Source organism: Agrobacterium burrii, assembly GCF_017313405.1.
In the GTDB taxonomy this organism is placed as follows: domain Bacteria; phylum Pseudomonadota; class Alphaproteobacteria; order Rhizobiales; family Rhizobiaceae; genus Agrobacterium; species Agrobacterium burrii.
The window spans coordinates 47038-70495 of record NZ_JAFLNA010000021.1 but is presented as its reverse complement, the minus strand read 5'-3'; the positions used below and the strand labels follow the sequence as shown (position 1 = coordinate 70495).

24 protein-coding genes are annotated in these 23458 nt (G+C 59.1%); 15 read left to right on the top strand and 9 right to left on the bottom strand.

The genetic code is table 11. The features are described 5' to 3' along the window. Position 1 precedes the first annotated feature (1 nt). The 5 genes from JZX89_RS27385 (at position 2) to JZX89_RS27365 (ending at position 5327) form a co-directional block, all read left to right on the top strand. A complete protein-coding gene (locus JZX89_RS27385; protein ID WP_207136007.1) occupies positions 2–940 on the top strand; it encodes a carbohydrate ABC transporter permease in 939 nt (312 codons plus the stop codon). Further along, positions 933–1781: a carbohydrate ABC transporter permease gene (locus JZX89_RS27380; protein ID WP_153516876.1), complete on the top strand. Its 849-nt coding sequence runs from the start codon at positions 933–935 to the stop codon at positions 1779–1781. Before JZX89_RS27385 ends, JZX89_RS27380 begins: the two co-directional genes overlap by 8 nt. A gap of 17 nt (positions 1782–1798) precedes the next feature. Beyond that, a complete protein-coding gene (locus JZX89_RS27375; protein WP_153516875.1) occupies positions 1799–2872 on the top strand; it encodes an ABC transporter ATP-binding protein in 1074 nt (357 codons plus the stop codon). A 145-nt stretch (positions 2873–3017) separates the two neighbouring features. Further along, positions 3018–4070 carry a sugar phosphate isomerase/epimerase family protein gene (locus JZX89_RS27370; RefSeq protein ID WP_207136006.1) on the top strand — a complete coding sequence of 351 codons (1053 nt, stop codon included), beginning with the start codon at positions 3018–3020 and terminating at the stop codon, positions 4068–4070. 69 nt (positions 4071–4139) lie between these two features. Then, positions 4140–5327, top strand: coding sequence for a Gfo/Idh/MocA family protein (locus JZX89_RS27365; protein WP_207136005.1), 1188 nt, complete (start codon positions 4140–4142; stop codon positions 5325–5327). A gap of 56 nt (positions 5328–5383) precedes the next feature. On the opposite strand, the gene trhO is transcribed toward JZX89_RS27365, so the two are convergent. The 3 genes from trhO to JZX89_RS27350 all read right to left on the bottom strand — a co-directional run bounded on the left by trhO (position 5384) and on the right by JZX89_RS27350 (position 7810). Beyond that, entirely contained in the window at positions 5384–6328 is a 945-nt protein-coding gene (gene trhO / locus JZX89_RS27360; protein ID WP_207136004.1) for an oxygen-dependent tRNA uridine(34) hydroxylase TrhO, read from the bottom strand. 101 nt (positions 6329–6429) lie between these two features. Further along, entirely contained in the window at positions 6430–7338 is a 909-nt protein-coding gene (locus JZX89_RS27355) for a CHAD domain-containing protein (RefSeq protein ID WP_207136003.1), read from the bottom strand. Further along, a complete protein-coding gene (locus JZX89_RS27350) occupies positions 7322–7810 on the bottom strand; it encodes a CYTH domain-containing protein (RefSeq protein ID WP_207136002.1) in 489 nt (162 codons plus the stop codon). The genes JZX89_RS27355 and JZX89_RS27350 overlap by 17 nt, the downstream gene beginning before the upstream one ends. A 172-nt stretch (positions 7811–7982) precedes the next feature. Between JZX89_RS27350 and JZX89_RS27345 the strand changes: the two genes are divergently transcribed. From JZX89_RS27345 to JZX89_RS27330, 4 genes are all read left to right on the top strand, one after another. After that, on the top strand, positions 7983–8621 hold the full coding sequence (locus JZX89_RS27345; RefSeq protein WP_149901574.1) for a 2-dehydro-3-deoxy-phosphogluconate aldolase: 639 nt from the start codon (positions 7983–7985) through the stop codon (positions 8619–8621). Between the two features lie 109 nt (positions 8622–8730). Then, positions 8731–9426 (top strand): tellurite resistance TerB family protein, encoded by a 696-nt coding sequence (locus tag JZX89_RS27340; RefSeq protein ID WP_149901573.1) that lies wholly within the window; start codon positions 8731–8733, stop codon positions 9424–9426. 274 nt (positions 9427–9700) lie between these two features. Then, positions 9701–10387, top strand: a complete 687-nt coding sequence (locus JZX89_RS27335) for a GNAT family N-acetyltransferase (protein WP_207136001.1) — start codon at positions 9701–9703, stop codon at positions 10385–10387. Then, complete coding sequence (locus JZX89_RS27330; protein WP_153516869.1) at positions 10380–10589, top strand: hypothetical protein; 210 nt, start codon at positions 10380–10382, stop codon at positions 10587–10589. The genes JZX89_RS27335 and JZX89_RS27330 overlap by 8 nt, the downstream gene beginning before the upstream one ends. A gap of 79 nt (positions 10590–10668) precedes the next feature. On the opposite strand, the gene JZX89_RS27325 is transcribed toward JZX89_RS27330, so the two are convergent. The 3 genes from JZX89_RS27325 to JZX89_RS27315 all read right to left on the bottom strand — a co-directional run bounded on the left by JZX89_RS27325 (position 10669) and on the right by JZX89_RS27315 (position 13635). After that, entirely contained in the window at positions 10669–11730 is a 1062-nt protein-coding gene (locus tag JZX89_RS27325; protein WP_207136000.1) for a nickel/cobalt transporter, read from the bottom strand. Beyond that, positions 11724–12365 carry a DUF1007 family protein gene (locus JZX89_RS27320; RefSeq protein WP_174375154.1) on the bottom strand — a complete coding sequence of 214 codons (642 nt, stop codon included), beginning with the start codon at positions 12363–12365 and terminating at the stop codon, positions 11724–11726. Before JZX89_RS27320 ends, JZX89_RS27325 begins: the two co-directional genes overlap by 7 nt. A gap of 91 nt (positions 12366–12456) precedes the next feature. After that, positions 12457–13635, bottom strand: coding sequence for a hypothetical protein (locus JZX89_RS27315; protein WP_207135999.1), 1179 nt, complete (start codon positions 13633–13635; stop codon positions 12457–12459). Positions 13636–13905: 270 nt separating this feature from the next. On the opposite strand from JZX89_RS27315, the gene JZX89_RS27310 reads away from it, so the two are divergent. The 3 genes from JZX89_RS27310 to JZX89_RS27300 all read left to right on the top strand — a co-directional run bounded on the left by JZX89_RS27310 (position 13906) and on the right by JZX89_RS27300 (position 16795). Further along, positions 13906–14193: a hypothetical protein gene (locus JZX89_RS27310; protein WP_149901568.1), complete on the top strand. Its 288-nt coding sequence runs from the start codon at positions 13906–13908 to the stop codon at positions 14191–14193. Between the two features lie 489 nt (positions 14194–14682). Further along, entirely contained in the window at positions 14683–15330 is a 648-nt protein-coding gene (locus JZX89_RS27305) for an outer membrane protein (RefSeq protein ID WP_207135998.1), read from the top strand. A gap of 283 nt (positions 15331–15613) precedes the next feature. Then, complete coding sequence (locus JZX89_RS27300; protein ID WP_207135997.1) at positions 15614–16795, top strand: MFS transporter; 1182 nt, start codon at positions 15614–15616, stop codon at positions 16793–16795. 163 nt (positions 16796–16958) lie between these two features. On the opposite strand, the gene JZX89_RS27295 is transcribed toward JZX89_RS27300, so the two are convergent. The 3 genes from JZX89_RS27295 to JZX89_RS27285 all read right to left on the bottom strand — a co-directional run bounded on the left by JZX89_RS27295 (position 16959) and on the right by JZX89_RS27285 (position 20217). Continuing rightward, positions 16959–17951, bottom strand: a complete 993-nt coding sequence (locus JZX89_RS27295; RefSeq protein ID WP_207135996.1) for a WD40 repeat domain-containing protein — start codon at positions 17949–17951, stop codon at positions 16959–16961. A 229-nt stretch (positions 17952–18180) separates the two neighbouring features. Further along, complete coding sequence (locus JZX89_RS27290; RefSeq protein ID WP_153516865.1) at positions 18181–19299, bottom strand: CobW family GTP-binding protein; 1119 nt, start codon at positions 19297–19299, stop codon at positions 18181–18183. A 117-nt stretch (positions 19300–19416) separates the two neighbouring features. Next, positions 19417–20217 (bottom strand): creatininase family protein, encoded by an 801-nt coding sequence (locus JZX89_RS27285; RefSeq protein ID WP_207135995.1) that lies wholly within the window; start codon positions 20215–20217, stop codon positions 19417–19419. A gap of 79 nt (positions 20218–20296) precedes the next feature. Between JZX89_RS27285 and JZX89_RS27280 the strand changes: the two genes are divergently transcribed. From JZX89_RS27280 to JZX89_RS27270, 3 genes are all read left to right on the top strand, one after another. Then, positions 20297–20806: a MarR family winged helix-turn-helix transcriptional regulator gene (locus JZX89_RS27280; RefSeq protein WP_149901562.1), complete on the top strand. Its 510-nt coding sequence runs from the start codon at positions 20297–20299 to the stop codon at positions 20804–20806. 132 nt (positions 20807–20938) lie between these two features. Next, positions 20939–21961 (top strand): LacI family DNA-binding transcriptional regulator, encoded by a 1023-nt coding sequence (locus JZX89_RS27275; protein ID WP_080793893.1) that lies wholly within the window; start codon positions 20939–20941, stop codon positions 21959–21961. A gap of 493 nt (positions 21962–22454) precedes the next feature. Then, positions 22455–23417, top strand: a complete 963-nt coding sequence (locus tag JZX89_RS27270; RefSeq protein WP_207135994.1) for a 2-hydroxyacid dehydrogenase — start codon at positions 22455–22457, stop codon at positions 23415–23417. Positions 23418–23458 lie beyond the last annotated feature (41 nt).

The window sequence follows — 23458 nt, the reverse complement described above, 5'->3', positions numbered from 1 at the left end:
GATGACGGATATTTCCATGACTTCTGCGTCCATACCGGCGCGCGGCGCGGCGAAGGCCAAGCGCAAGCAAAGCTCGGTCGCGCATGACCGGGCGTTGACCCTGCTGGTGTTTTTGCCGCCCGCGCTGCTGCTCTTTACCCTGTTCGTCATCCTGCCCATGGGCGAGGCGGCGTGGTACAGCCTTTACCGCTGGAACGGTTACGGCACGCCGACCGATTTCGTCGGCTTGAAGAATTTTCAGGTTCTGTTCGGCAATGCCGCCTTCTCGCAGGCGCTGCTCAATAACGGCCTCATCATCCTGATTTCCATTCTGATCCAGATCCCGCTGGCCATCTGGCTCGCCACGATGCTGGCCCACCGCGTTCCCGGCGTCGTCGCCTTCCGGCTGGTGTTTTTCCTGCCCTATGTGCTGGCGGATGTGGCGGCGGGTCTGATTTGGCGTTTCGTTTATGACGGCGATTACGGTCTGTTTGCCGCCATCTCCAATTTCTTCGGTTTTGCCAATCCTTACGTGCTGGCCGACAAGGATGTGGCGATCTATGCGGTGCTCGGCGTCATCGTCTGGAAATATTTCGGTTTCCACATGATGCTGTTCATCGCCGGCCTTCAATCCGTTGACAAGAACGTGCTGGAAGCGGCCGAAATCGACGGTGCGACCGGCTGGCAGAAGTTCCGTTATGTCACCTTGCCGATGCTCGGTTCCACGGTGCGCCTGTCCGTCTTCTTTGCGGTGATCGGCTCATTGCAGCTGTTCGACATGATCATGCCGCTGACAGGCGGCGGCCCGTCCAACTCCACGCAAACCATGGTCACGTTTCTCTACACCTATGGCGTCATGCGCATGCAGGTGGGGCTTGGCAGCGCGGTCGGCGTCGTTCTCTTCGTCATCTGCGTGACGCTCGCCTTCGGTTACAAAAGGATTTTCATGCGCCATGACTGACACATCCACCTCCGTCCGCATGCCGCTGCAAACGAAGCTTTATCTCTATATATCGCTGAGCCTGATCGCGGCCATCGTGCTCATTCCGCTTCTGACCACAGCGCTTGGCGGCTTCAAGACGCTGGGAGATCTGCGCGTCAATCCGTTCGGTCTGCCGGCCGAATGGCAATGGGCCAATTACGGCGATATCCTTTTCGGCAAGCGTTATTGGCTGCAGATCTTCAACTCGCTGGTGATTGCGCTGTTGACGGTGTTCCTGACGCTGACCGTCTCGGCCATGGCCGCCTTCACCTTCGCGCATGTGAAGTTCTTCGGTTCCTCCTTCCTGCTCAATTATTTCCTGCTGGGGCTGATGTTTCCGGCGGCCACCGCCATCCTGCCGTTGTTCATCCGCATCCGCGATCTCGGCCTGCTCGATACCTATTGGGGTGTGGTGCTGCCGCAGGTGGCCTTCGGGCTTGGCATGAGTATTCTCCTATTCCGCAATTATTTCCGCAATCTGCCGGAGGAACTGTTTCAGGCGGCGTTCGTGGATGGTTGCGGCTATCTGCGCTTCTTCTGGCACATTTCCCTGCCGCTTTCGCGGCCCATCGTCGCCACCGTCGGCATCGTTTCTTTCGTCGGCAGCTGGAACAGCTACATCCTGCCGCTGATCATGCTGAATTCGGAATCGAAATATCCCTGGCCGCTCGGCATCATGGTCTATCGCGGCGAGTTCGGCACGGAATGGCAGCTGGTCCTCGCCTTCATCACCATGACGATCCTGCCGACCGTCATCGTCTTCTTCCTCGCACAGAAACACATCATCGCGGGCCTGACGGCCGGTGCCGTCAAATCGTGACTTGAAAGGAGCAAAATATGGCTTCCGTCGAACTTCGGGATATCCGCAAATCCTATGCCTCGCTCGATGTCATTCACGGCATCTCGCTCGATATAGCGGACGGCGAATTCATCGCGCTGGTCGGGCCTTCCGGCTGCGGCAAATCCACCCTGCTGCGCATGATCGCCGGGCTGGAGGAAATCACCGATGGGGATATTCTCATCGGCGACAAGGTGGTCAACGGCATGACGCCGCGTGAGCGCAACATCGCCATGGTGTTCCAGTCCTATGCGCTTTATCCGCATATGACGGTGGCTGAAAACATGGGCTTCAACCTGAAGATTGCCGGCCAGCCGAAAAACGTCATTGAGGAGCGCGTGGCGGAAGCTGCCCGCATGCTCGATCTCGGCAAGCTGCTGGATCGCAAGCCCTCGCAGCTTTCCGGCGGCCAGCGCCAGCGCGTCGCCATGGGCCGCGCCGTGGTGCGCAACCCGGCCGTCTTCCTGTTCGATGAGCCGCTGTCCAATCTGGACGCCAAGCTGCGTGTGCAAATGCGCAGCGAAATCAAAACTCTGCATCAGAAAGTTGGCACGACCTCGATCTATGTCACCCACGACCAGATCGAGGCGATGACGCTGGCGGACCGGGTGGTGGTGCTCAATCACGGCCGCATCGAACAGCAGGGCACGCCGCTGGAACTCTACAAGACACCGGCCAATCTCTTCGTCGCCGCCTTCATCGGCTCACCGGCCATGAACCTCATCGAAGGTGTGGTCGATGGCGAGGGCGACCAGCCCGCCGCCCGGCTGAAGGACGGGACCGCGATCCGCATCGCCGCCTCCCGCAATGTCAAGCGCGGCCAGCCGGTGACGATCGGGCTTCGCCCCGAACATATCGGCTCGGCCATCGGCGGCGATATCTCGCTCTCTGGCCGCACCGTGCTGGTGGAGCCGACGGGTGCGCAGACGCATGTGGTCTTCGAACTGGCGGGCGATCAGGTAACGGCGGTGGTGGATGGCGAGCAGCCGGTGAAGGTCAATACCCCCTTTGCCGCCACTGTCCACCATGAGCGTGTGCATGTGTTCGACAGGGCCAGCGGGCTGGCGCTGTAAACGTATTTCGCTTTTTTAGCGAAACAGCAAAATTCTCTTGCCCTTCCGCTTTTGGGGCTTGTCTGAAAATTACGAGCGGTTAGCTTGGCGCTGGGAGTGAAAGCGGTTTTACCGCTTAACTGTATCGATACAGGGAGGTTATTTTATGAGAACGATCAAGGGGCCGGCTCTTTTTCTCGGCCAGTTCGCTGGCGATGCTGCACCGTTCAACAGCTGGGACAGCATTACAAAATGGGCGGCTGAAAAAGGCTATATCGGCGTGCAGGTGCCGACATGGGCCGGACAGCTGATCGATCTCAAAAAAGCAGCCGAATCGAAGGATTATTGCGACGAGTTTGCCGGCGTCGCACGCCAGAACGGCGCGGAAGTGACCGAGCTTTCCACCCATCTGCAGGGCCAGCTGGTTGCCGTTCATCCGGCCTATGATGAAGCCTTCGATGGTTTTGCAGCGCCGGAAGTGCGCGGCAATCCCAAAGCGCGCCAGCAATGGGCGGTCGAGCAGGTGAAGCTGGCGCTGAAGGCCTCCAGAAACCTCGGCATCAAGGCACATGCGACCTTTTCGGGCGCGCTCGCCTGGCCATTCATTTATCCCTGGCCGCAGCGCCCGGCCGGTCTGGTGGAAACCGCCTTTGACGAGTTGGCGAAACGCTGGACGCCGATCCTCGATTATGCCGATGAGCAGGGCGTGGATGTCTGCTACGAAATCCATCCGGGCGAAGACCTGCATGACGGCGTCACCTTCGAGATGTTCCTGGAGCGGGTGAAGAACCACTCACGCGCCAACATGCTCTACGATCCCTCGCATTACGTGCTGCAATGCCTTGATTATCTTGATAATATCGACATCTACAAAGACCGCATCAAGATGTTCCACGTCAAAGATGCGGAGTTCAACCCGACCGGTCGGCAGGGTGTCTATGGCGGTTATCAGGGCTGGGTGGAGCGGGCTGGCCGCTTCCGTTCGCTGGGTGACGGGCAGGTGGATTTCGGCGCGGTCTTCTCGAAAATGGCGGCCAATGATTTCGACGGCTGGGCCGTGGTCGAGTGGGAATGCGCGCTGAAACATCCCGAAGACGGTGCGCGCGAAGGGGCCGAATTCGTCAAGGCGCATATCATCCGCGTCACGGAAAAAGCCTTTGACGATTTCGCCTCGAGCGGCACCGACGATGCGGCCAACCGTCGTATGCTGGGGCTTTGAGAGCATTTCCAGAAAAATGTGAAGCGGGTTTCCGTGCGGAAATGCGCTAAAAAATGCCGAGGAGATATTATGGCTATTGAAGGCAAGACGACAGACAAGGCAAACCAGCGTATCCGCCTCGGCATGGTGGGCGGCGGTTCGGGTGCATTTATCGGCGGCGTGCACCGCATGGCCGCCCGGCTCGACAATCGCTTCGATCTCGTCGCAGGCGCGCTGTCGTCCACACCGGAAAAATCCCTCGCTTCCGGCCGCGAGTTGGGGCTTGATCCCGAACGTTGCTACGGTTCCTTCGAGGAAATGGCGGAGAAGGAAGCGTTGCGCGAAGATGGCATCGAGGCGGTGGCGATCGTCACGCCCAACCATGTGCACTATCCGGCGGCGAAGGCGTTTCTGGAGCGCGGCATCCATGTCATCTGCGACAAGCCGCTAACCTCCAATCTGGAGGACGCCAAAAAGCTGAAGGATGTGGCCGACAAGGCGGATGCCCTGTTCATCCTCACCCATAACTATACCGGTTATCCCATGGTGCGGCATGCGCGGGAACTGGTAGAGGCCGGTGCACTCGGCACGATCCGTCTGGTGCAGATGGAATATCCGCAGGACTGGCTGGCCGAACCGCTGGAACAGACCGGCGCGAAACAGGCCGTCTGGCGCACCGATCCGGCGCAATCCGGCGTCGGAGGCTCCACCGGCGATATCGGCACCCATGCCTATAATCTCGGCTGCTTCATTTCCGGTCTGGACGCCGATGAACTGGCGGCGGATGTGCACACTTTCGTCGAAGGCCGCCGGCTGGACGACAATGCGCATGTAATGCTGCGCTTCAAGCCGAAGGACGGCAAGCAGTCCGCCAAGGGCCTGCTCTGGTGCAGCCAGGTGGCTGTCGGCCATGAAAACGGGCTGAAGGTTCGTGTTTATGGCGACAAGGCCGGCCTCGAATGGACGCAGGCGGATCCGAATTATCTCTGGTTCACCAAGCTTGGCGAACCGAAGCAGCTGGTCACCCGTGGTGGTGCCGGGGCGGGGGCAGCCGCCGCGCGTGTCACCCGCATTCCGTCAGGCCATCCGGAAGGCTATCTCGAGGCCTTTGCCACCATCTATACCGAGGCTGCACACGCCATCGAAGCCCGCCGCACGGGTTCGTCGCTGGACACGGCGGTGATTTATCCGACCATCGATGATGGGGTAAAGGGTGTTGCCTTTGTTACTGCCTGCATCGAATCCGGCAAAAACAATGGCGGATGGGTGAAGCTGTAAGACTCGATACGACGTTACCGCGCCATCTTCTCTCCCCGGGGCAGAAGATGGCGGTTTTATCGTCCCAAATGCTGCTCGCCGCGCTTTTTCGCCAGCTCGATCTGTTGCTGGCGGTCGCGGAAACGCTGGCGGTCCTCTTCGGTGCGGTCGTCGTAACAGCTCGGGCAGGAAACGCCTTCCTCGAATTTGGGTGACAGGCGTACTTCCGGCGTGATCGGGTTGCGGCAGGCATGGCAGAGCTGATGGTCGCCTTCAGCAAGGCCGTGCACCACCGAAACGCGCTCGTCGAAGACGAAACAGGCGCCTTCCCAGAGGCTCTCTTCTTCCGGCACCTCTTCCAGATATTTCAGGATGCCGCCCTTGAGGTGATAGACCTCATCGAAACCCTGTTCCTTCATGAAGGCGGTGGCCTTCTCGCAGCGGATGCCGCCGGTGCAATACATGGCGATCTTCGGCTTGTTGTGCAGGCCGGGATTGTTTTTCACCCATTCGGGAAACTCGCGGAAGGTCTTGGTCTTCGGATCGACCGCGCCCTTGAAGAGGCCGATGGCGGTCTCGTAATCATTGCGCGTATCGATGAGGATGGTGTCCGGGTCGGTGATCAACGCATTCCAGTCCTGCGCCTCGACATAGGTGCCGACGATGCGGTTCGGATCGATATCCGGCACGCCCATGGTGACGATCTCTTTCTTGAGCTTCACCTTCAGCCGCACGAAAGGCATGTGCGACGCGCGGCTTTCCTTGTGCTCAAGCGCGGCAAATTCCGGCTGGGCGCGCAGGAAGGCAAGCACCGCATGAATACCCGTATCCGGCCCGGCAATCGTGCCGTTGATGCCTTCGGCAGCCAGCAGCAATGTGCCCTTGACGCCGTTTTTCTGGCAGAGTTCGAACAGCTGTTCGCGCAGGCTCTCGAACCGCGGCAGGCGGGCAAAATGATAAAGTGCGGCCACAAGGAAATCACCAGAGACTTCCGGGCGGGGGAGAATGGTCGTGTCGGTCATGGGCGCTGAAATACAGCGACGGCGGCCGCAAAGCAATATTTATCCGCTGCGACCAGCATTTTGAAAATCGTCAAATCCCGAGATTCTGCCGGGTTTCCAGCCTATTTGGCCGCCTGCCGCCACAAAAGGCCGACGATGCGGCTTTCGGTGCGTGGGGATTCGGAGAAGACTTCGTCCGCAAGCTCAAGGCCTTCCGCGCGCAACGCCTGCTGTCTTACGATGATCGCATCGAGAAGAAGCGCCAGTCGCTCGCCATTGCCGAAACGGTCCGGCTCCCGGTCGGCAACGGCGGTGAGGACTGAAAGGTCATGCTCGTGGCCGAGAATATCGACCAGCCGTTTGGTGTCGGCACGCTTGGCGCGCATGGCGGAGGGCCAGAGGCGGCGCATGAGGCCAAGATGCATCCAGTGGGTCTGCCCCGCTTTGCGCAATTCGTGGAAATGCTCAACATCTGCCTGGTCGCGACAATCTGAGAGCGCCTTGCGCGCCTTTACCCTTTGCTTCGCCCAGCTGCTTCTCACCAGCCTCGCCGTCTTTTTCAGATCATCCGGCAGAGAGAGAGCCGCAAGCCTTTCGTGTCCCGCCTCGCAGCCGGCGATAGCCGCCGCAATGGCGCCGTCAAGATCGACCTCATGGTTGATGGCGTCGTCGCGACGTTCGCGCAGCATTGCCGTAATCGATCGCAACGCCTGACCTTGCGCATCGGAGAGCGCAAAAGCCTCGAGATATTCCGCCGTTTCCACCAGCGCCGTCGCATCCCGCGCAAAGGCGAGTGAGCGGGCAATATCGCGGAAACGGGCATTTTCCTCGCGGCTGAAATCGGGCGCCGCCTTGCGGATGAGGCGGTAGAGCGCCCGCAGCCGCTTGAAGCGCTTGCGGGCATCGTGCACCGCCTCATGCGAACCGGAGGGCTGGTCGCGAAGGATCGTAATCGCGTCCTTAATCAGTTCCAGCCCGGCGCGGCGGATTTCGTCGCCAAAGGGCTTTTTCGGATCAATCCTGAAGGGCATCCTGCAAGTCTCCACTCGAACAGTCCATGGCGAGCGACTGGTTGGAAAAGCGGCGGTCACCCGTCACCTCTTTCCCAAGCCAAGACGGCAGGTCGGGTTTGGCATTCTCGTCGTTCATTTCCACTTCGGCGACGACCAGCCCCTGATACCGGCCTTCGAAAACATCGATTTCCCAGGTGAAACCGCCATGGTCAACCGTGTGACGTGTCTTTTCTATCACCACCCCCGGCGCGCTCGCCATCAGCTCTTCCGCGTCCTGGAGGGGGATGGGGTATTCATATTCGTCGCGGACAAGCGCGCTTGCGCCGATCTTGATGGTCAGTGTCGCATCACGCCCATTGACGATCCTGACCCGGACCGAGCGATTTTCCAGCGAAGCGACATATGCCTGCCGAAAAGCCATGCTATGCGTCACCTCATCGCGCCATTCACCGCCTGCAACAAGAAACTTCCGTTCAATTTCCTTGGCCATGCTGTCTCCGCAAACTGGTGCGTCAGATTATCGCAAGATGACGTCGCGAAGAAGCGAATTGATTGAAGTATCTGGATAAAAAATGGCCTTGCCACGCCTCGACATCATAGCCGGGGCAGGCTAATCGGTAAACGGGATTTCAATCGTTTCAATCGCGCAAGGGAGGCTCATCTTGGCCCAGGACTCCGAAAAACTTCTTTCCATCCTCAAACTTCAGCCGGTCGTGCCGGTGCTGATCGTGGATGATGCCGCTTCCGCCGTGCCGCTTGCGCGCGCTTTGGTCGCTGGCGGCCTGAAGGCAATCGAGATCACCATGCGCACGCCGGCGGCACTCGATGCCATCCGCGCGGTTGCCGCGGAAGTGGAAGGTGCCCATGTCGGTGCCGGCACCATTCTCAACGCCCGGGATTTTGAAGCCGCAGCCGAAGCGGGATCCACCTTCATCGTCAGCCCCGGCATCAATAAAAGTGTGCTGCAGGCAGCGCACGGCTCCAACGTGCCGTTGCTTCCGGGTGCGGCCACCGCCAGCGAAGTCATGGCGCTGCGTGACGAGGGCTACAAGGTCCTGAAGTTCTTCCCCGCCGAACAGGCTGGCGGCGCGCCTTACCTCAAGGCGCTGTCCTCGCCGCTCGCCGGCACGGTGTTCTGCCCGACCGGCAGCGTTTCGCTGAAGAATGCCAATGACTATCTGTCGCTCCCGAACGTCGTCTGCGTCGGCGGCTCCTGGGTCGCCCCGCGTGAACTGGTGGCGACCGGCGACTGGGCGGGCATCACCAAGCTTGCCGCTGAAGCGGCCGCTCTGCGCGGCTGATTGACATTGCTTCAAACCCGTTCACGAAGGCGTGAGCGGGTTTGACATTTATATTCGCGCCGCGGCTTCCTATCTCCCCTGTAGATTTTGACCTTTACAGGAGATTTTGATGTTCGACGCCAAGAAGCTTCTTGAACAATTCCTCGGCTCGCAGGTGCCGGGCCTTTCGGGAAGCGTCCGTGACAGAGCCGGGCAGGCCGCCGATATCGCCAAGAACAACCCTATGAAGGCCGGCGCGCTCGCCGCTGCCATTCTGGGCACCAAAACCGGCCGCAAGCTCGCCGGCAATGTCGCCACCATCGGCGGTGTCGCCGCCATCGCCGGCCTCGGTTATCTCGCCTACAAGAATTACAAGTCCGGGCAGGCCCCGGAAGCCGCGCCGAAACCCGAGCCGGAACTGCTTGCGCCTCCCGCCGATTCCGCCTTCCATCCGCAATCGCCCGCCCTTTCCAATGATTTTGCCCTGAAGCTCATCCAGGCGATGATCGCTGCCGCCAAGGCCGACGGTCATATCGATGAGAAGGAGCGCGCCAATATCATGGACAAGGTGCAGGTTTCCGGTCTCGATACCGAGGCGGAGCGGTTCCTGGAAAAGGAACTGGCCGATCCGCTGGATATAGACGCACTGGTGGCCGCCGCTCGCACGGAAGAGCAGAAGGTCGAGCTTTATACCGCTTCGCGGCTTGCCATCGAGGCCGATACGCGTGCGGAGCGGGGATATCTCGATCTTTTGGCCGGGCGGTTGGGGTTGCCGGATGCACTGGTGGACCATATCGAGGCGACAGTGGTGGCGGCGAAGGTTTGACGTCCGGCTTTTGAGGTCTGTGGGTGGCGCTCACCCCCCTCTGCCCTGCCGGGCATCTCCCCCACAAGGAGGGAGATCGGCAAGACGCTCTACCGCCACTTCAATCTCAAACGTTGAGATGGGCGAAATCTCGCCTTGGGTCGATCTCCCTCCTTGTGGGGGAGATGCCCGGCAGGGCAGAGGGGGGTGAGCGCCACCCACCCAATGCCGCAGATGCACTGTTGTCATCCCATCCCGCTTGCCCTAATCCTTGTCCCAGACAATGGGGAAGAGAATGAGCGATCTGAGTGATTTCAAGGGATGTCCGGCGCCACAGCCGGTGGTGTTGAAGGGCCGTTACGTGACGGCGGAGCCGTTTGATCGTGGCAGGCATCTCGCGAAGCTCTGGGCCGCACTTGGCGGTGAGGGCGTTAATGCTCTTCTCAAATATTTCCCGCAAAACGCCTTTCCCGATGCTGATGCCTTTGGCGACTGGCTGATTGGTGCGGGACAAAAGCTCAACTGGGTTACGCTGGTCTTCGTGGAAAATGCCAGTGGTGATGTCGTGGGCATGGCGAGCTACATGCGGCCCGATCCTGCCAATGGCGTGGTCGAGGTCGGTTCCGTCGCGCATGGCGGCAAGATGAAGCGCTCGCCCTTGTCCACTGAGGCGCATTACCTGATGGCGAAACATGTTTTCGAGGATCTGGGTTACCGTCGCTACGAGTGGAAATGCCATAATGAAAACGAGCCGTCGAAAGTCACCGCGAAACGTTACGGTTTCACCTTCGAGGGTGTCTTCCGCCAGCATATGATTTCCAAGGGCGAGAACCGCGATACCGCGTGGTTTTCGATGATCGACGGTGAATGGCCGCTGATCGGCAAGGCTTTCGAAACCTGGCTTTCGCCGGAGAATTTTGCAGATGACGGGGCGCAGAAGCGCAAGCTCGAGGATATCCGTGCGGAGCTTGCCAATGGTTGAGAAAAAGGATTGGTCGCCGGCCATTGCCGCCGCCCTCATCATCATCGGCTTCGGGCTGGTGTTTTTCATCATGCCGAAAATCATGCTGTGGCTGGGTGATTATTCGCCCTGGCTCGCAGCTGCCTTCGGTACCGTGGCGGTGCTTTGTTTCTTCCTGGTGTTCTGGTTGCGCGCACGTTACCAGCGTCGCCGCGACGGTTAGAGTACCACCACGTGCTCCAGGTCTTTTGTTCTAATGCATTTCCGGACGTAAGCCGCTCCGCGTTTTTACCGGAAATGCTCTAGAATCGAAGCGACGCGCCGAGCAATAACAGCCCCATGATCAAAACGAACAGTGCGCCGGCGATCTCGATCGCGTGGCTGATGCCCGCTGCCTTGCGGCTGCCGGGGCCGGCAAAACGCACGGCAAGGCCCTTGGCCGATACCGCCATGATGGCGAGAGCCGACACGGTGATGGCGGTGCCGAGCGACATGGCGAGGACCGATAGCACCCCGCCGAGGAAAAGCCCGTTCAAAAGCGCGAAACTCATGACGATGATGGCGCCCGAGCAGGGCCGCAGCCCCACCGCGATGATGGCCGACCATGCCTCGTGCAGGCTGAAGTTCTTGCTTTTCAAAAGCATCGGATCGGGCGCATGGGATTTGCCGCAGGCCGAGCAGAGGTCGCCCGTGCCATCATGATCGTGATCGGCAAAAACCGGCTTGCCCTGGAACCGTAGTCCGGTGCCCATGCCGGTGGCTCTGCCAGTCGATGTTTCGCCGGCAGTGGCGAAGACGGCGACGGGCTCGCGCCGGATGCGCAGCGACCAGAGTTTGCGCACCAGAAGCCAGGCCCCGAACAGCGCCACCATGGCGAAACTGGCGATCTCCATCGCCTGTGTCGCCTTCGTCATGGTGATGGACGTGCCGCGCAAAACGAGCCATGCCGCGCCGACGAGTCCGATGGCCACTGCGCCCTGAAGAAGCGCCGACACGAAGGAAATCAGAATGCCGCGTCTCAACTGCGTTTCATTGGCGATCATATAGGACGAGATGACGGCCTTGCCATGGCCGGGGCCAGCGGCGTGAAAAACGCCATAGGCAAAGGATAGGCCGATCAGCGAGCCAAGCGCCCAGCCATCCTCGCGCATGGCTTTCAACGCGCCGGTCAGCGCCCGGTAGAACATCTGCTGGTGCACATTGATCCATTGCATCAGCGGCGCAAACGGTCCGCCGAGCGCAAAGGACGGTTCGGCCGAACCGATGCCGAGCGGCGATTGCGCATGGGCAGCGCCCGCAACGGCAAGCAAGCCGATGGCGGCGATGCTCAGATGTCCGGCCAGACGCCCGCTGCGGCTTAGCATGTCACCTCCAGCCGGGTGGCGAACATTTTGGTCATATCGGTGCCGGTTGGGTCGTTGAAAAAGGCGTCGGTCAAGGTGCTCTGGTTTTGGGCGAGCACTTCGTCCGGGTCCGGGCGGACGACATGGTGCTTGCAGGCGGCGAGATCCTTGCCCTGCATCGCCAGATCGCCGTCTTTCGCGAAATCGATGGCCGTATACATGGTCGGATCCCAGGCACCGAAGCTCAGCTTACCCTTGATGGCCAGAGGTTTGGTCGGCTTGACCGAAAAGAACATCAGGATCTGGTTGTCCTTGTAGTCGACGTGAATGGCCTCCGGCTTTCCAAATGCAACTGGTTTGCTGTCGGCGGTGATGAAGGTGTAGTAGGAATATTCGGCAAGCGATTCCAGCACGGTATTGCCGATGTCGGCCAACTCGTCCTTGTCCAGCTTCAGATCGCTGTTCTTGTCGTAATCCATCACCACGCTTGCCGAGAACATCTCGTCGAAACGCCAGATGTTGCGCACCTCCTGCACGGTGCCGTTCGGCCCCTCGACGATTTCCATGCGCGCCTCGGCGAAGATGTGCGGATGGGCCGAGGCCGCGGCGGGAATACAGGCAAGGCCGGCCGCTAGAAGCAAAAATCGTCTGTTCATTATCCGGTCTGTCCTGCCTTCGAATCTTGAAGGCCCGAGTCTAGCAGAAATTGGGACCGAATTTCGACCCGGCGCCGACCGGCGGGATATTTCAGAATGTGCCGGTGAAACGTGAGGTGACGCTGGAGCCACTATAAGAGAAGTCGGTGTCGCGCTCGCCATGCAGAAGACGGTTGAATTCCACTTCAAGCTTGCTGCTCTTGCCGGTGTCGAAGGAGAGTGTGGCCATCAGCCTGCGTTCGCTGGTGTCGTAATTATAATAGATCCAGTCCTTGTGAACGCGCTGCAGGGCAAGGTTGAGCCCCACCTTGTCGGTGAGCTTGCTTTTCATGACCAGCTGCCAGCGCCGATGGAATTCGGCGATCGGGTCATCCGGGTCGAAAAGCGCATAGTCCTGCGAGAAGCCGGCGCCGAAGGTTATGCGGTCGGTGGCTTTTACCTCGGCTTCTGTCCGCAGGTAGGGCCGGGTGCGCTTCACCTTGTCGCTGATCTCATCGCCGGAAATGGTTGTGAGGCCCGCCTCAGCCAGAACCGCGAAACGTTCGGAGAACTTGTAACCATAGGCCAGTGAGCCGCGCAGCGTATTGGCCTCAAACCGCTCGTATTTTTCCTGCTGGCTTTCCGGCACGACGATGCGGTCATAAGCGAGTGTCAGCCCCGCTTCGCCGCCGCCCAGCGGTCGTTCATGTTCGGCCTTGAGGGATAAAAGTGCCTCATTGGCTTCCAGCCGGGTGGGCAGGAAATAGGCCGGCCTGAAACGCGCCTTGCCCTTCATCAGGCTGGCAAGGCTTGCCGTCAGCGTGTTCTTGCCGCCCAAAGCGAGGATGCCGAGCTGGGAAGAGGCCTCCAGCTTGTGGTCCAGCCGCCGATAACCGATGTCTTCTTCGGGCAGGTGCACGAAGATATCGCCGGCATCGCTGCGCGTGCCGCGCAACTCGATGGTCCATTCCAGTTTTTCGGAAAAACGCCTGGTCAACCCCAACGAGGCAATGGTGTTGTGTTCATTGGCAAAACTATAACGGGGGAGACGGACCTCCTCGTGCTCGAGCGCATAACGCAGTTCCGTCCCTTCCAGAGCGACCTTGCCGTTGAGCCCGAAGCCGGCGCGCAGCGAAATCGCGCTCAGGCGATTGGTATCGGCGAAATAATTGGTGTCATAGGCGACGCCCGACTTGTAGGTGAAATTGTGCTCATCCGCACTTTCACCCGCCCGCGCGCCGGAGGCGCAGGCAAGCCCAAGAACAAGCGCGATACATCCCCCCAGTCGCATTCGCATCTCCGGTCTCTAATTAAGCAATATCTTATATTTAGATGGTTAATAAAGTTTCCGGGGATTTTTTACTGTCACAACGGCAAATGATTACTCAGAACAATCGGTTCAGAGGGAGGAACACGGTGCAGGATCGATAAAATTTTATTAAATTCACAAGTATTAGTGTTAATCGTTTATTGTAATATTAGCCTTTGCTTGAATTAGAATCCTCTAAATATACAGTTCAGTTACGCCATGGGGCGTGATCAAACATAAGAGGAGAGAGAAATGATTGCTAAATTTGCTTGTGTAGCCGCTGTTCTTACTATCGCTTCCGTTGGTCAGGCCAATGCCGGCGGTCTTCTGGGCGGTATCCTTTCCGGAAACAGCAACAAGGGCGGCGCGCTCGTCGTCGTGTCGCCAAGCATCGATCTGGGGCTCAACGGTATCCTGTCCAATAACGGGATTCTGAACGGCAACAAGACCGGCATCCTGAGCGGTATTCTGAACGGCAACAAGACCTCCGTTGATGTCATCGACAACAAGAATGACGGCGGCAAGAAGCGTCGGCACTAATCAGTCAGATCGAAAATCGACAGGGATTTTCGACGGTAACGATGCGCGCAGGACATAAGCCGGGAACGATCTCCGAGTTGCGTGTGTATGACGCATGGCGCTTCCGGCAACAACAAACGGCGCATCGCACAACTGAAAGGGGGCCTCGCGGCCCCCTTTTTTTGTTCATATTTTCTCGGCCATACTTTCACAATGTTGCGTGCTTAACGCTACTTCTGATGGATTTTGTAGATTGGACTTAGCCGTAATCGCTTAATTATGATCGCTCGGATTTACGTGTCTATTGTCTAATTTATATATTGTTATGTCTGGAAATATTAACGGATTTATATAGTTCATACTTATATTTTTATAATTTTCACACGATGTTAACCTTGTTGAGCTTCAATCATAAGGTGCGTTCACCTTGTTAATTACGTTGTGTTTCGTGGCGGATTTGTTCGTGCCCCGCAGCGTGGTGGGTGAAGTTATTTTTCAAGGAGCTATCGCATGTTGAAACAATCATTTCTGGCACTCGTCACACTCGGCGTGTTTTCGGGTGCTGCGGTTGCCGCTGATGCGGTCAATGACATTCCGGCTGCACCGTATGTCAATGACGTCGCGCCTTCCTTTTCCTGGGACGGTTTTTACGCCGGTGCTTCGGCTGGTTATGGCTGGAACCGTGTGAAGTCGACCACTTTTGGCGTCACCACAAAGCATGAATTCGATGGCGCCCGTTTTTCCGGTTTTGCCGGTTATAATTTCGAGGTGGCACCATCCGTCGTTCTCGGCGTCGAAGGTGACCTTGGTTATGCCTGGGGGGACAAAACCATTGTTACCAGCAAGGTTTCCGCAGGTCTGAACGGCTCCGCGCGTCTGCGTGCCGGTTATGCCATCGATCGTGCCTTGATCTACACTGCCGGCGGCTACACCGCGACCGACAGTGAAGTGGATGCACCGTTCGGCAAGGACAGCAAAATGCTGCACGGCTGGACGGTTGGCGCCGGTATTGATTACGCGTTCACCAACAATTTGTTCGGCCGCGTTGAATATCGCTACAACGATTTTGGTAAGGCGACGTATAGAACGGGTGCGATCTCGTCGGTCGGCGATGTCAATGAACATGTCGTCAAGGTTGGTCTCGGCGTAAAGTTCTGATCAGGGGCGCTTCCGCTCTTCCGAGAAGACGAGGTCGCTGATAGCGCCAACGCCATGGGCAACCATGGGACCGTTTTATCGATCCATACCGGCCCGGCGGAAGATGTTCTGCCGGGCCGGGTAACTTATTGCGAGGCTGTGCTTGCCGGGAGACGCGAAAGAAGAAGCACGTTTCGTTCAAAGCCAAAAAACGTGCGCTTCCTGATTTACGAGCTTGAACCGCGGTCGGTTTTGGTGAGATGGTGCGATCCTGTCCCGTCTCCCAGCTTCCAATCGATTCCCCATGCTTCAGAAAAGCACTTCGCCGGGCGCTTTTGATCGTCAGGCCTATATGATCGCGCTGCTGGTGTTCGTTGCCGGCGGCACCAACGCGGCTGTCGTGCCGTTTATCGGTTTTTACATCATTCAGGTGCTCGGCCATCCGCCGGCAACGCTTGGCCTTTATAGCGTGACGGCGATGGTTGCCTCGATTATCGCCAGCCGTTTTTATGGCGAGCGTGTCGATGCCGGGGTGCGGGTGCGGCCGTTGCTGCTTCTCTCCGTGTCCGGCGCTTTTGTCGCGGTGGGGGCTGCGACCTTCGGGCATTTGGGACTGCTGGTGGCGATAACGGCGGTCGGCATGGGGCTTTCCAACGCTGCCAGCACCCTCATCTTCAGTTACGGCCGTTATCACGGCCGGGTGCAGGCGTTGAATACCGCCTCTTATAACGCTTTCCTGCGGACGATGGTGTCGCTGGCGTGGATGCTGCTGCCGGCTGCAGCCTATCTCATCTTCGATCTTGCCGGCGCAAAGGCCGTATTTGGCATCGCCCTGCTGATGACGACCATCTGGGGCGGGCTTGCGCTTGCCATCGTGCCGCGCGGCCAGACATGCCCGATGGAGCGGCGGCAGGAGGGCGAGGCAGATGAGGGGCGCAACCTGCCGCTGCTTCTGGCGGCGGCGGCCAGTTTTTGCATGTCTTTCGCCCACGCGCTCTGCGCTTCCGCCCTGCCGGTTTTTTTGGTGCGCGAGGTGGGCCTGCCGGATTATGCGCCGGGTCTGTCGCTCAGCGTCAAATGCGCCATGGAGGTGCTGCTCATCCTGCTTGCGCCGAGGATCATGCGCCGGGTCAGTGCCCGCATCCTTCTCTGCATCGCGGCCGTGATGGCGATCGTCGCGTTCAATGTCATAGCTTCGGTCACGACGCTACCGGCCATGTTGGTCGGCGCGGCGCTGGAGGGAGCCTATTACGGACTTTGTGCCGGTACATGCCTGACCTTCGTGCAGGGTTTCGCACGCGGGCGCACGGCGCGGGCAACCGCGCTCTACATGAACTCCATCTTCCTTGCCGGGCTGTTTGCGGTGCCGCTGATGGGGTTTGTATCGCAATATGCGAGCTTCGGCGCGTCGATAAGGCTTGCTTCGGTTGGCGCTGGAGCGGCCCTGATGATGCTTTTCCTGACGCGACGCCAGGTGAGCGAGTAGGGCCTTTGTGCATGCCGAAAACCTCTCCTCCGTCATGCCGGCCTTGAGCCTACATCCAGCCATGGCGCGTCTGCACCGTGCGAAGTGTCCCTTTCGCGATCAAGGACTTTATCCCCCGGACCCCGGCTCAAGGCCGCGTTGACGGATACGGCCCCGTCCGCCCTTACGCTGAAATGTCGATGATACCGCAATCACCCGCCTCTGAGGCAAAGGCGAGCAGTTTGCCGGTGGCGCTCCAGTCCATGGCTGTGATCGCACCCTTGCCGGGGCGGCGCAGCAGAGCTTCCTTGCCATCTGCCAGGCGTACGCCGAGGATCATGCCGTCGATGAAGCCGATGGCCAGCACGTCTTCAACCGGGTGGAAGGCGACATGGGTGACCATGATGTTGGCGCGGCTACCGAGTTCTTCCGGCGCCTTGCCCATCGGGCCGTCCTTGCCGGCGAATGGCCAGACGATGGCGGCCGGTGCGCCGGAAGATGCAAGCCATTTGCCCTTTGCAGACCAGGAAATGGATTTGACCTTGGCGGGATACCCCGTCATGCGCATGTGGCGGGCTTCCATGCCGCCTTTCGTGGCCTCCATCTTCCAGCCATGCAGGGCGTTTTCCTGCATGGTGGTGACGAGGAACTTGCCATCAGGCGAGAAAATGACGCCGGTATGCGCGCCCTTCCATTCCAGATCGACCGGATCGCCGGCGCTCGCCACCCAATGCAGCGTCACGCCGTTATACCGCGCCACCGCAATGCGCAGGCCCTTCGGCGCAAAGGCGATGGCCTCCACCGTGCGCTCTTCCTTGAATTCCTTGACCGTGCCGTCCGACAGGCGCACGCAGCTGGACTTGCCGACGCCATAAGCGACCGCCTTCTGCGGCCCGCCGGCGACGACGCCGATCCATTTGCGCGGCACGTTCGCCAGCTCGCTGATGCTGCCGTCGTGGCCGATGCGTAGCACGCGCCCATCTTCGCCGCCGGAAAGCAGCGTGGCGCTGTAGGGATCGCGAATGCAGGTCAGAAGCCCGTCATGCGCCTGCGTTACCTTCTCGCCGCCATCCAGCCGGTGAATGGTGCCGGCGGCGGTGGCAAACAGCGGAATGTCGCCGAGAAAATGGGTCGAGACCACGTGGCCTTCGATATCAAGCGGGGCAACAGTCGGCATGGGGAATCGGTCTTTCGTCTATGTGTTTTTCGTTTGGTGGATTTCGGTCGCTGACCAAGTCGGGAAGACCCGTTGGTGCGGTTTCAACCCGTCGCGTCATGGTCGGGTCTGACCCGGCCATCCACATGCTGGCGGCAATGGGTCCTCGGGTCAAGCCCGAGGATGACGTCGAGAGTGGGGAAGGGCACCGGGAACACAAAAGAGCGTCTCGGTGCGTCCTTCAAAAACCTCAAGCGGTCGCGAGGCAGGCGTTGAAGCTCTTTTCCAGCTTTTCGCGGTCGAGTTCGCGGCCGATGAAGACGAGGCGGCTTTCGCGCTTTTCGCCTTCTTTCCATGGGCGCTGGTGATCACCTTCGATGATCATGTGCACGCCCTGCACCACGTAACGTTCCGCATCGCCCTTGAAGGCGATGATGCCCTTGAGGCGCAGAATGTTCGGGCCGTCGGTCTGCGTCACTTTCTGGATCCACGGGAAGAAACGTTCCGCATTCATCTCGCCGCCGCGCAGCGACACGGATTGCACCGTCACATCATGGATCGGCGAAACCGCGCCATGGTGGTGGTGATCGTGGCCATGGTCATGATGCGCGTGATCATGGTCGTGATGATGGTGGTCATGGTCGTGCCCATGATCATGGTCATGATGGTGGTGGTCGCAATCAGGACCGCAGGCGTGGTCTTCATGGCCGTGTTCAAGGAAATGCGGATCGTTTTCAAGCGCCCGTTCCAGATTGAACGCGCCCTGATCGAGAACGCGGGCGAGATCGACGCCCGAGCGGGTGGCCTTGTAGATGCGGGCGGAAGGATTGATGGCGCGAACGACGTCCTCGACGCGGGCCAGTTCTTCCGGCGTGACGAGATCGGTCTTGTTGACGATGACGACATCGGCAAAGGCGATCTGGTCTTCGGCCTCGCGGCTATCCTTGAGGCGCAGCGGCAGGTGCTTGGCATCAACAAGCGCAATGACAGCATCCAGCTCGGTCTTGGCGCGCACATCGTCATCCATGAAGAAGGTCTGGGCGACGGGAACCGGGTCGGCAAGGCCTGTCGTCTCGACGATGATGCCGTCGAAACGGCCGGGACGGCGCATCAGGCCTTCGACCACGCGGATCAAATCGCCGCGCACCGTGCAGCACACGCAGCCATTGTTCATTTCGTAGATTTCCTCGTCGGATTCGACGATCAGATCATTATCGATGCCGATCTCGCCGAATTCATTGACGATGACAGCGTATTTCTTGCCGTGGTTCTCAGAGAGAATGCGGTTGAGAAGCGTCGTTTTACCGGCGCCGAGATATCCCGTAAGCACGGTGACTGGAATGGGCTTGGCTGGTGCTGTTTCGGTCATGGAAAACCCCGCGTGGAGACAAGGCCCTTAGAGGCCTCAAGGAAGAAGTGTTGTCGTCCATATAGGCGCGACATCCGGGCAGTTCAAAGAGATTTTGGCCTAAACCGGCCAAGTGGTTCAAATTTTGTTATGAAATAACGTTATGTCAAAAGCGTGGACGTCTTCAAGCAGTTCGACAAGGCCGTTGACGGCGTGCGAGATCAGCCTTTCACCCTTTTGCGCCGTGGCAGCGGCGGCGTTTCCGGCAACGCCGTGAGCGTTGAGATCGCTCATCAGCCAGCCGAAGGCGTGCGGGCCATAGGCGCGCAGATGTTTGAAACGGCTGGCGAAATCGCTTTGACGCGAGGGGAAGTCGGCAACCTTGTCTATCGCCACCCGTTCCGGGCAGAGCGCCAGCATGACGGAGGTTTCGATATCGCCGCCATGGATGTCGAGAGCCTTGGCTTCCGGCGTCACAATATCCGCCGGCACGCCGAAACGGGTCCAGCTGGTGGCGACCGCCAGCATGCCGAAGCGGGCGCGGGCCTCGGTGGCGACGATGGTCATCAGTGGCGAATTGCCGCCATGGGCATTCAGCATCACGAATTTACGCACACCTTTTTCATATTCCGTCTTCGCAATGCCGAGCCAGCGCTCAACGGCCTCGTCGTAACGTAGTGTCTTCGTGCCCGGCACATCCATGTGTTCGATGGAATATCCGACGGGTTCCACCGGCAGGAACGAGACCGGCAAATGGCCGGGCAGGGCGGCGGCAAGACGGGCGACGATGCCGTCAGCAATCAGCGTATCGGTCTCGAATGGCAGGTGCGGACCATGCTGTTCATGTGCGCCCAGCGGCAACACGGAAATTGCACCGGTTGCGCGAAGATGAGGGTCTGTTACGTTTTCGTCGTGATAATGCGTGTATGTGTTTGGCATCTGGCAGTCCGCGCGTGCATTCGGTAAGGATTTCCAGCAACATATATCGGTTCCGCCACAGGGTAAAAGGCACTCGCATATGAGCAAGGATAAAACTGGGAACAAGGACAAGGGCGCCAAGAAGGAGAAGGGCAGCAAGAAAGTAAAGGACGCCAAAAAAAGGGATGAGAATTTCAACCCGGAGGAACTGGCGCAATCCATTACCCAGGCCGCCCGCTCCATGCGCACCGCGCTGAGCCACAGCCTTGCCGAAAGCGGTCTTTATGCCGGGCAGGACGGTGTTATTCTGGCTTTGGCGCAGGAAGGCAGCCTCACGCCGGGACAGATCGCCCAGAAGCTCGGCGTCAAGGCGCCCACCATGACGCGCACCATCGGCCGCATGGAAGCCCAAGGTTTCGTGGAACGTAGCGGTGACGACGAGGATGGCCGGGTCACGCTGGTAAAGCTGACGGAAGCCGGCCTGCAAAGCGTCGAACACATCAATGTCTCGATAGCCGATTGCGGCGCGCGGGCCATAGAGGGGCTTTCGGCCAAGGATGTGCGCACTGTGGTTAAACTTCTCAAGGTAATCGATACCAATCTTCAATAATTTGTTGAAATTTTTAAAAATAAAACTCTGTTTTGTGGGTATCTCTTAAACGGGTTGCGGATTTTGTTTAAATTGTTTAATTGCAATTTAAACAGGGACATCCGTCGCTGACATGCGTTTGGGAGGAATGCTGTGGCTCAAAAGATCAAACTGTCCACGATTGCCGAGAGTCTTGGTCTTTCGACCGCTACCATTTCCCTTGCATTGCGTGACAGTCCGCTGGTTGCCTCCGATACGCGCGACAAGATCAAGGAACAGGCGCGGGCGCTGGGTTATATCTACAACCGCCGCGCCGCCAGCCTGCGCACCTCGCGCTCCGGCATTGTCGGCGTGGTGTTTCACGATGTGATGAACCCGTTTTACGGCGAAATTCTCAAAGCCATCGAAAGCGAGCTGGACCGCAGCCGCCAGACCTTCATTCTTTCCAACCATTACGATTCGGTGGAAAAACAGCGCACCTTCATCGAAACGCTGCTGCAGCTCGGTTCGGATGGCATCATCATGTCACCCGCCATCGGCACGCCGATCGAGGATATGACGCTGGCCGAAGAGAACGGCATGCCCGCCATTCTGGTGGCCCGTTCGATGGACGGCGTCGATATGCCGACCTATCGCGGTGACGACAGCTACGGCATTTCGCTGGCGACCAACCACCTGATCAGCCTTGGCCACCGCACCATCGCCATGGTTGGTGGTACCGACCAGACATCGACCGGCCGCGACCGGTATCAGGGTTACGTCAATGCGCTGCGCAAGGCGGGCATCGAGGTTGATCCGAACCTGCGCATTCCCGGCCCCCGCTCCAAGCAGGGCGGTTTCGAGGCCGCCGTGCATTTCCTGTCGCTGCCGCAGAAGCCGACCGCCGCCGTCTGCTGGAACGATCTGGTCGCCATTGGCCTGATGAACGGCATTTCGCGCGCCGGTCTGGTGCCGGGTGTGGATATTTCCGTCACCGGCTACGACGACCTTGAGGAAGCCGCCATCGCCACGCCAGCGCTGACGACCGTTTCCAACGGGCAGGCCGAGGTCGGGCGTCTTGCGGCCCGCGCGCTGCTGGACCGGCTGGCCGGTAGCCACGAACCTGATGGCATTCACCTCATCAAGCCGGAAATGCGCATCAGGCAATCGACCGGGCCGGTGCGGCCGCGGGTGTGAGCCTGACCTGATGGCACAGCAGCGGTCTTAGCGTCGCGTCCCTTCGTCATTCCGACCCGGCCCGAAATTCGGCCGTCGTGTGTCTGCGATGGAAAGACGTTTTTTCAGGGAGGTGAGCCACGCCACCGCGCCGACGTCATCCTCGGGCCTGTCCCGAGGATATGCAACCTATTGATTTTGTGGATGTGATTAGATCCTTGGGACAAGCCCAAGGGTGACGTTGCGCGAAGCCGTATCCATTGCGCTCAATGCCTTCATGTGTATTCTATTTAGAAATTCACACCCGGCAGCGATGAATCGGTCCGGCATGACGGTGAGGGATACGTCAAAAAAATCGGCATGAAACTTCCGTCTGCCCCCATAGCATCCCCTTATTGCCCTTTTCACGGTCGTCTTTGTTTGAAAGGATCGCCGCCCAGAGGAGTGGCATGGCGAGCGGTTCGCTTGAAACCCACTCCGGCTATTGGAATGTTATCAGGAGGAATATCCGCTCATGTCTTACAAAAAGGCCGTCGTTCTCGTTCCCGGCAAGATAAACCCGCGCGTTCTCGAACGCCTCGAAGGCAAGGTCGAGATCGTGGCAGCGCCTGCCGGTGCAGAGCCGGTTCTGCCTGATGGTGCGGCTGAGCGCATCAATGCCATCGCCGTTTCCGGCGTCGTCAACGCCAAATGGATCGCTGCGCTGCCGAAACTCGAGATCATCGCCAATTTCGGCGTGGGTTATGACGGCGTCGATGCCAAACATGCTGCCACGCGCGGCATCGTGGTGACCAATACACCTGACGTGCTGAACGACGAGGTTGCGGATACGACGATTGCGCTGTTGATCAACACCGTGCGCCGTCTTTATCAGGCCGAGACCTGGCTGCGCGACGGCAAATGGGTCGGCGAAGGACCTTTTGCGCTTTCGCCGTTTTCGCTGCGTGGCCGCAAGGTTGGTCTCTTCGGCATGGGCCGCATCGGCCAGGAAATCGCCAAGCGGCTGGAGCCCTTCAAAGTGGAAATCGGATACCACACCCGCAGCAAGCGGGATGGCCTTTCCTACACCTATTACGGCTCACTGAAGGAGATGGCGCAAGCCGTCGATATCCTGATCTGCATCGTACCCGGAACGCCGGAAACACATAAGGCGATCAACACCGAAATCCTCTCGGTGCTCGGGCCGCAGGGTGTGTTCATCAATGTCGGCCGCGGCTCCAGCGTCGATGAGGATGCGCTGTTGGAGGCGTTGCGGAGCGGTGCTGTTGGGGCCGCAGGTCTCGATGTCTTCTACGCCGAACCGAAGGTGCCGGAAGCCTTCCTGTCGCTGCCGAATGTTTCCCTGCTGCCGCATGTTGCCTCCGCCTCGGTCCCGACGCGTAACGCCATGGCCGATCTGGTGGTCGACAATATTCTCGGCTGGTTCAAGGACGGCAAGGTGCTGACGCCGGTGCCGGAAACGCCAGTGAAAAGCTGATACCTTTCCTGCGTCATCCTCGGGCTCGTCCCGAGGATTCA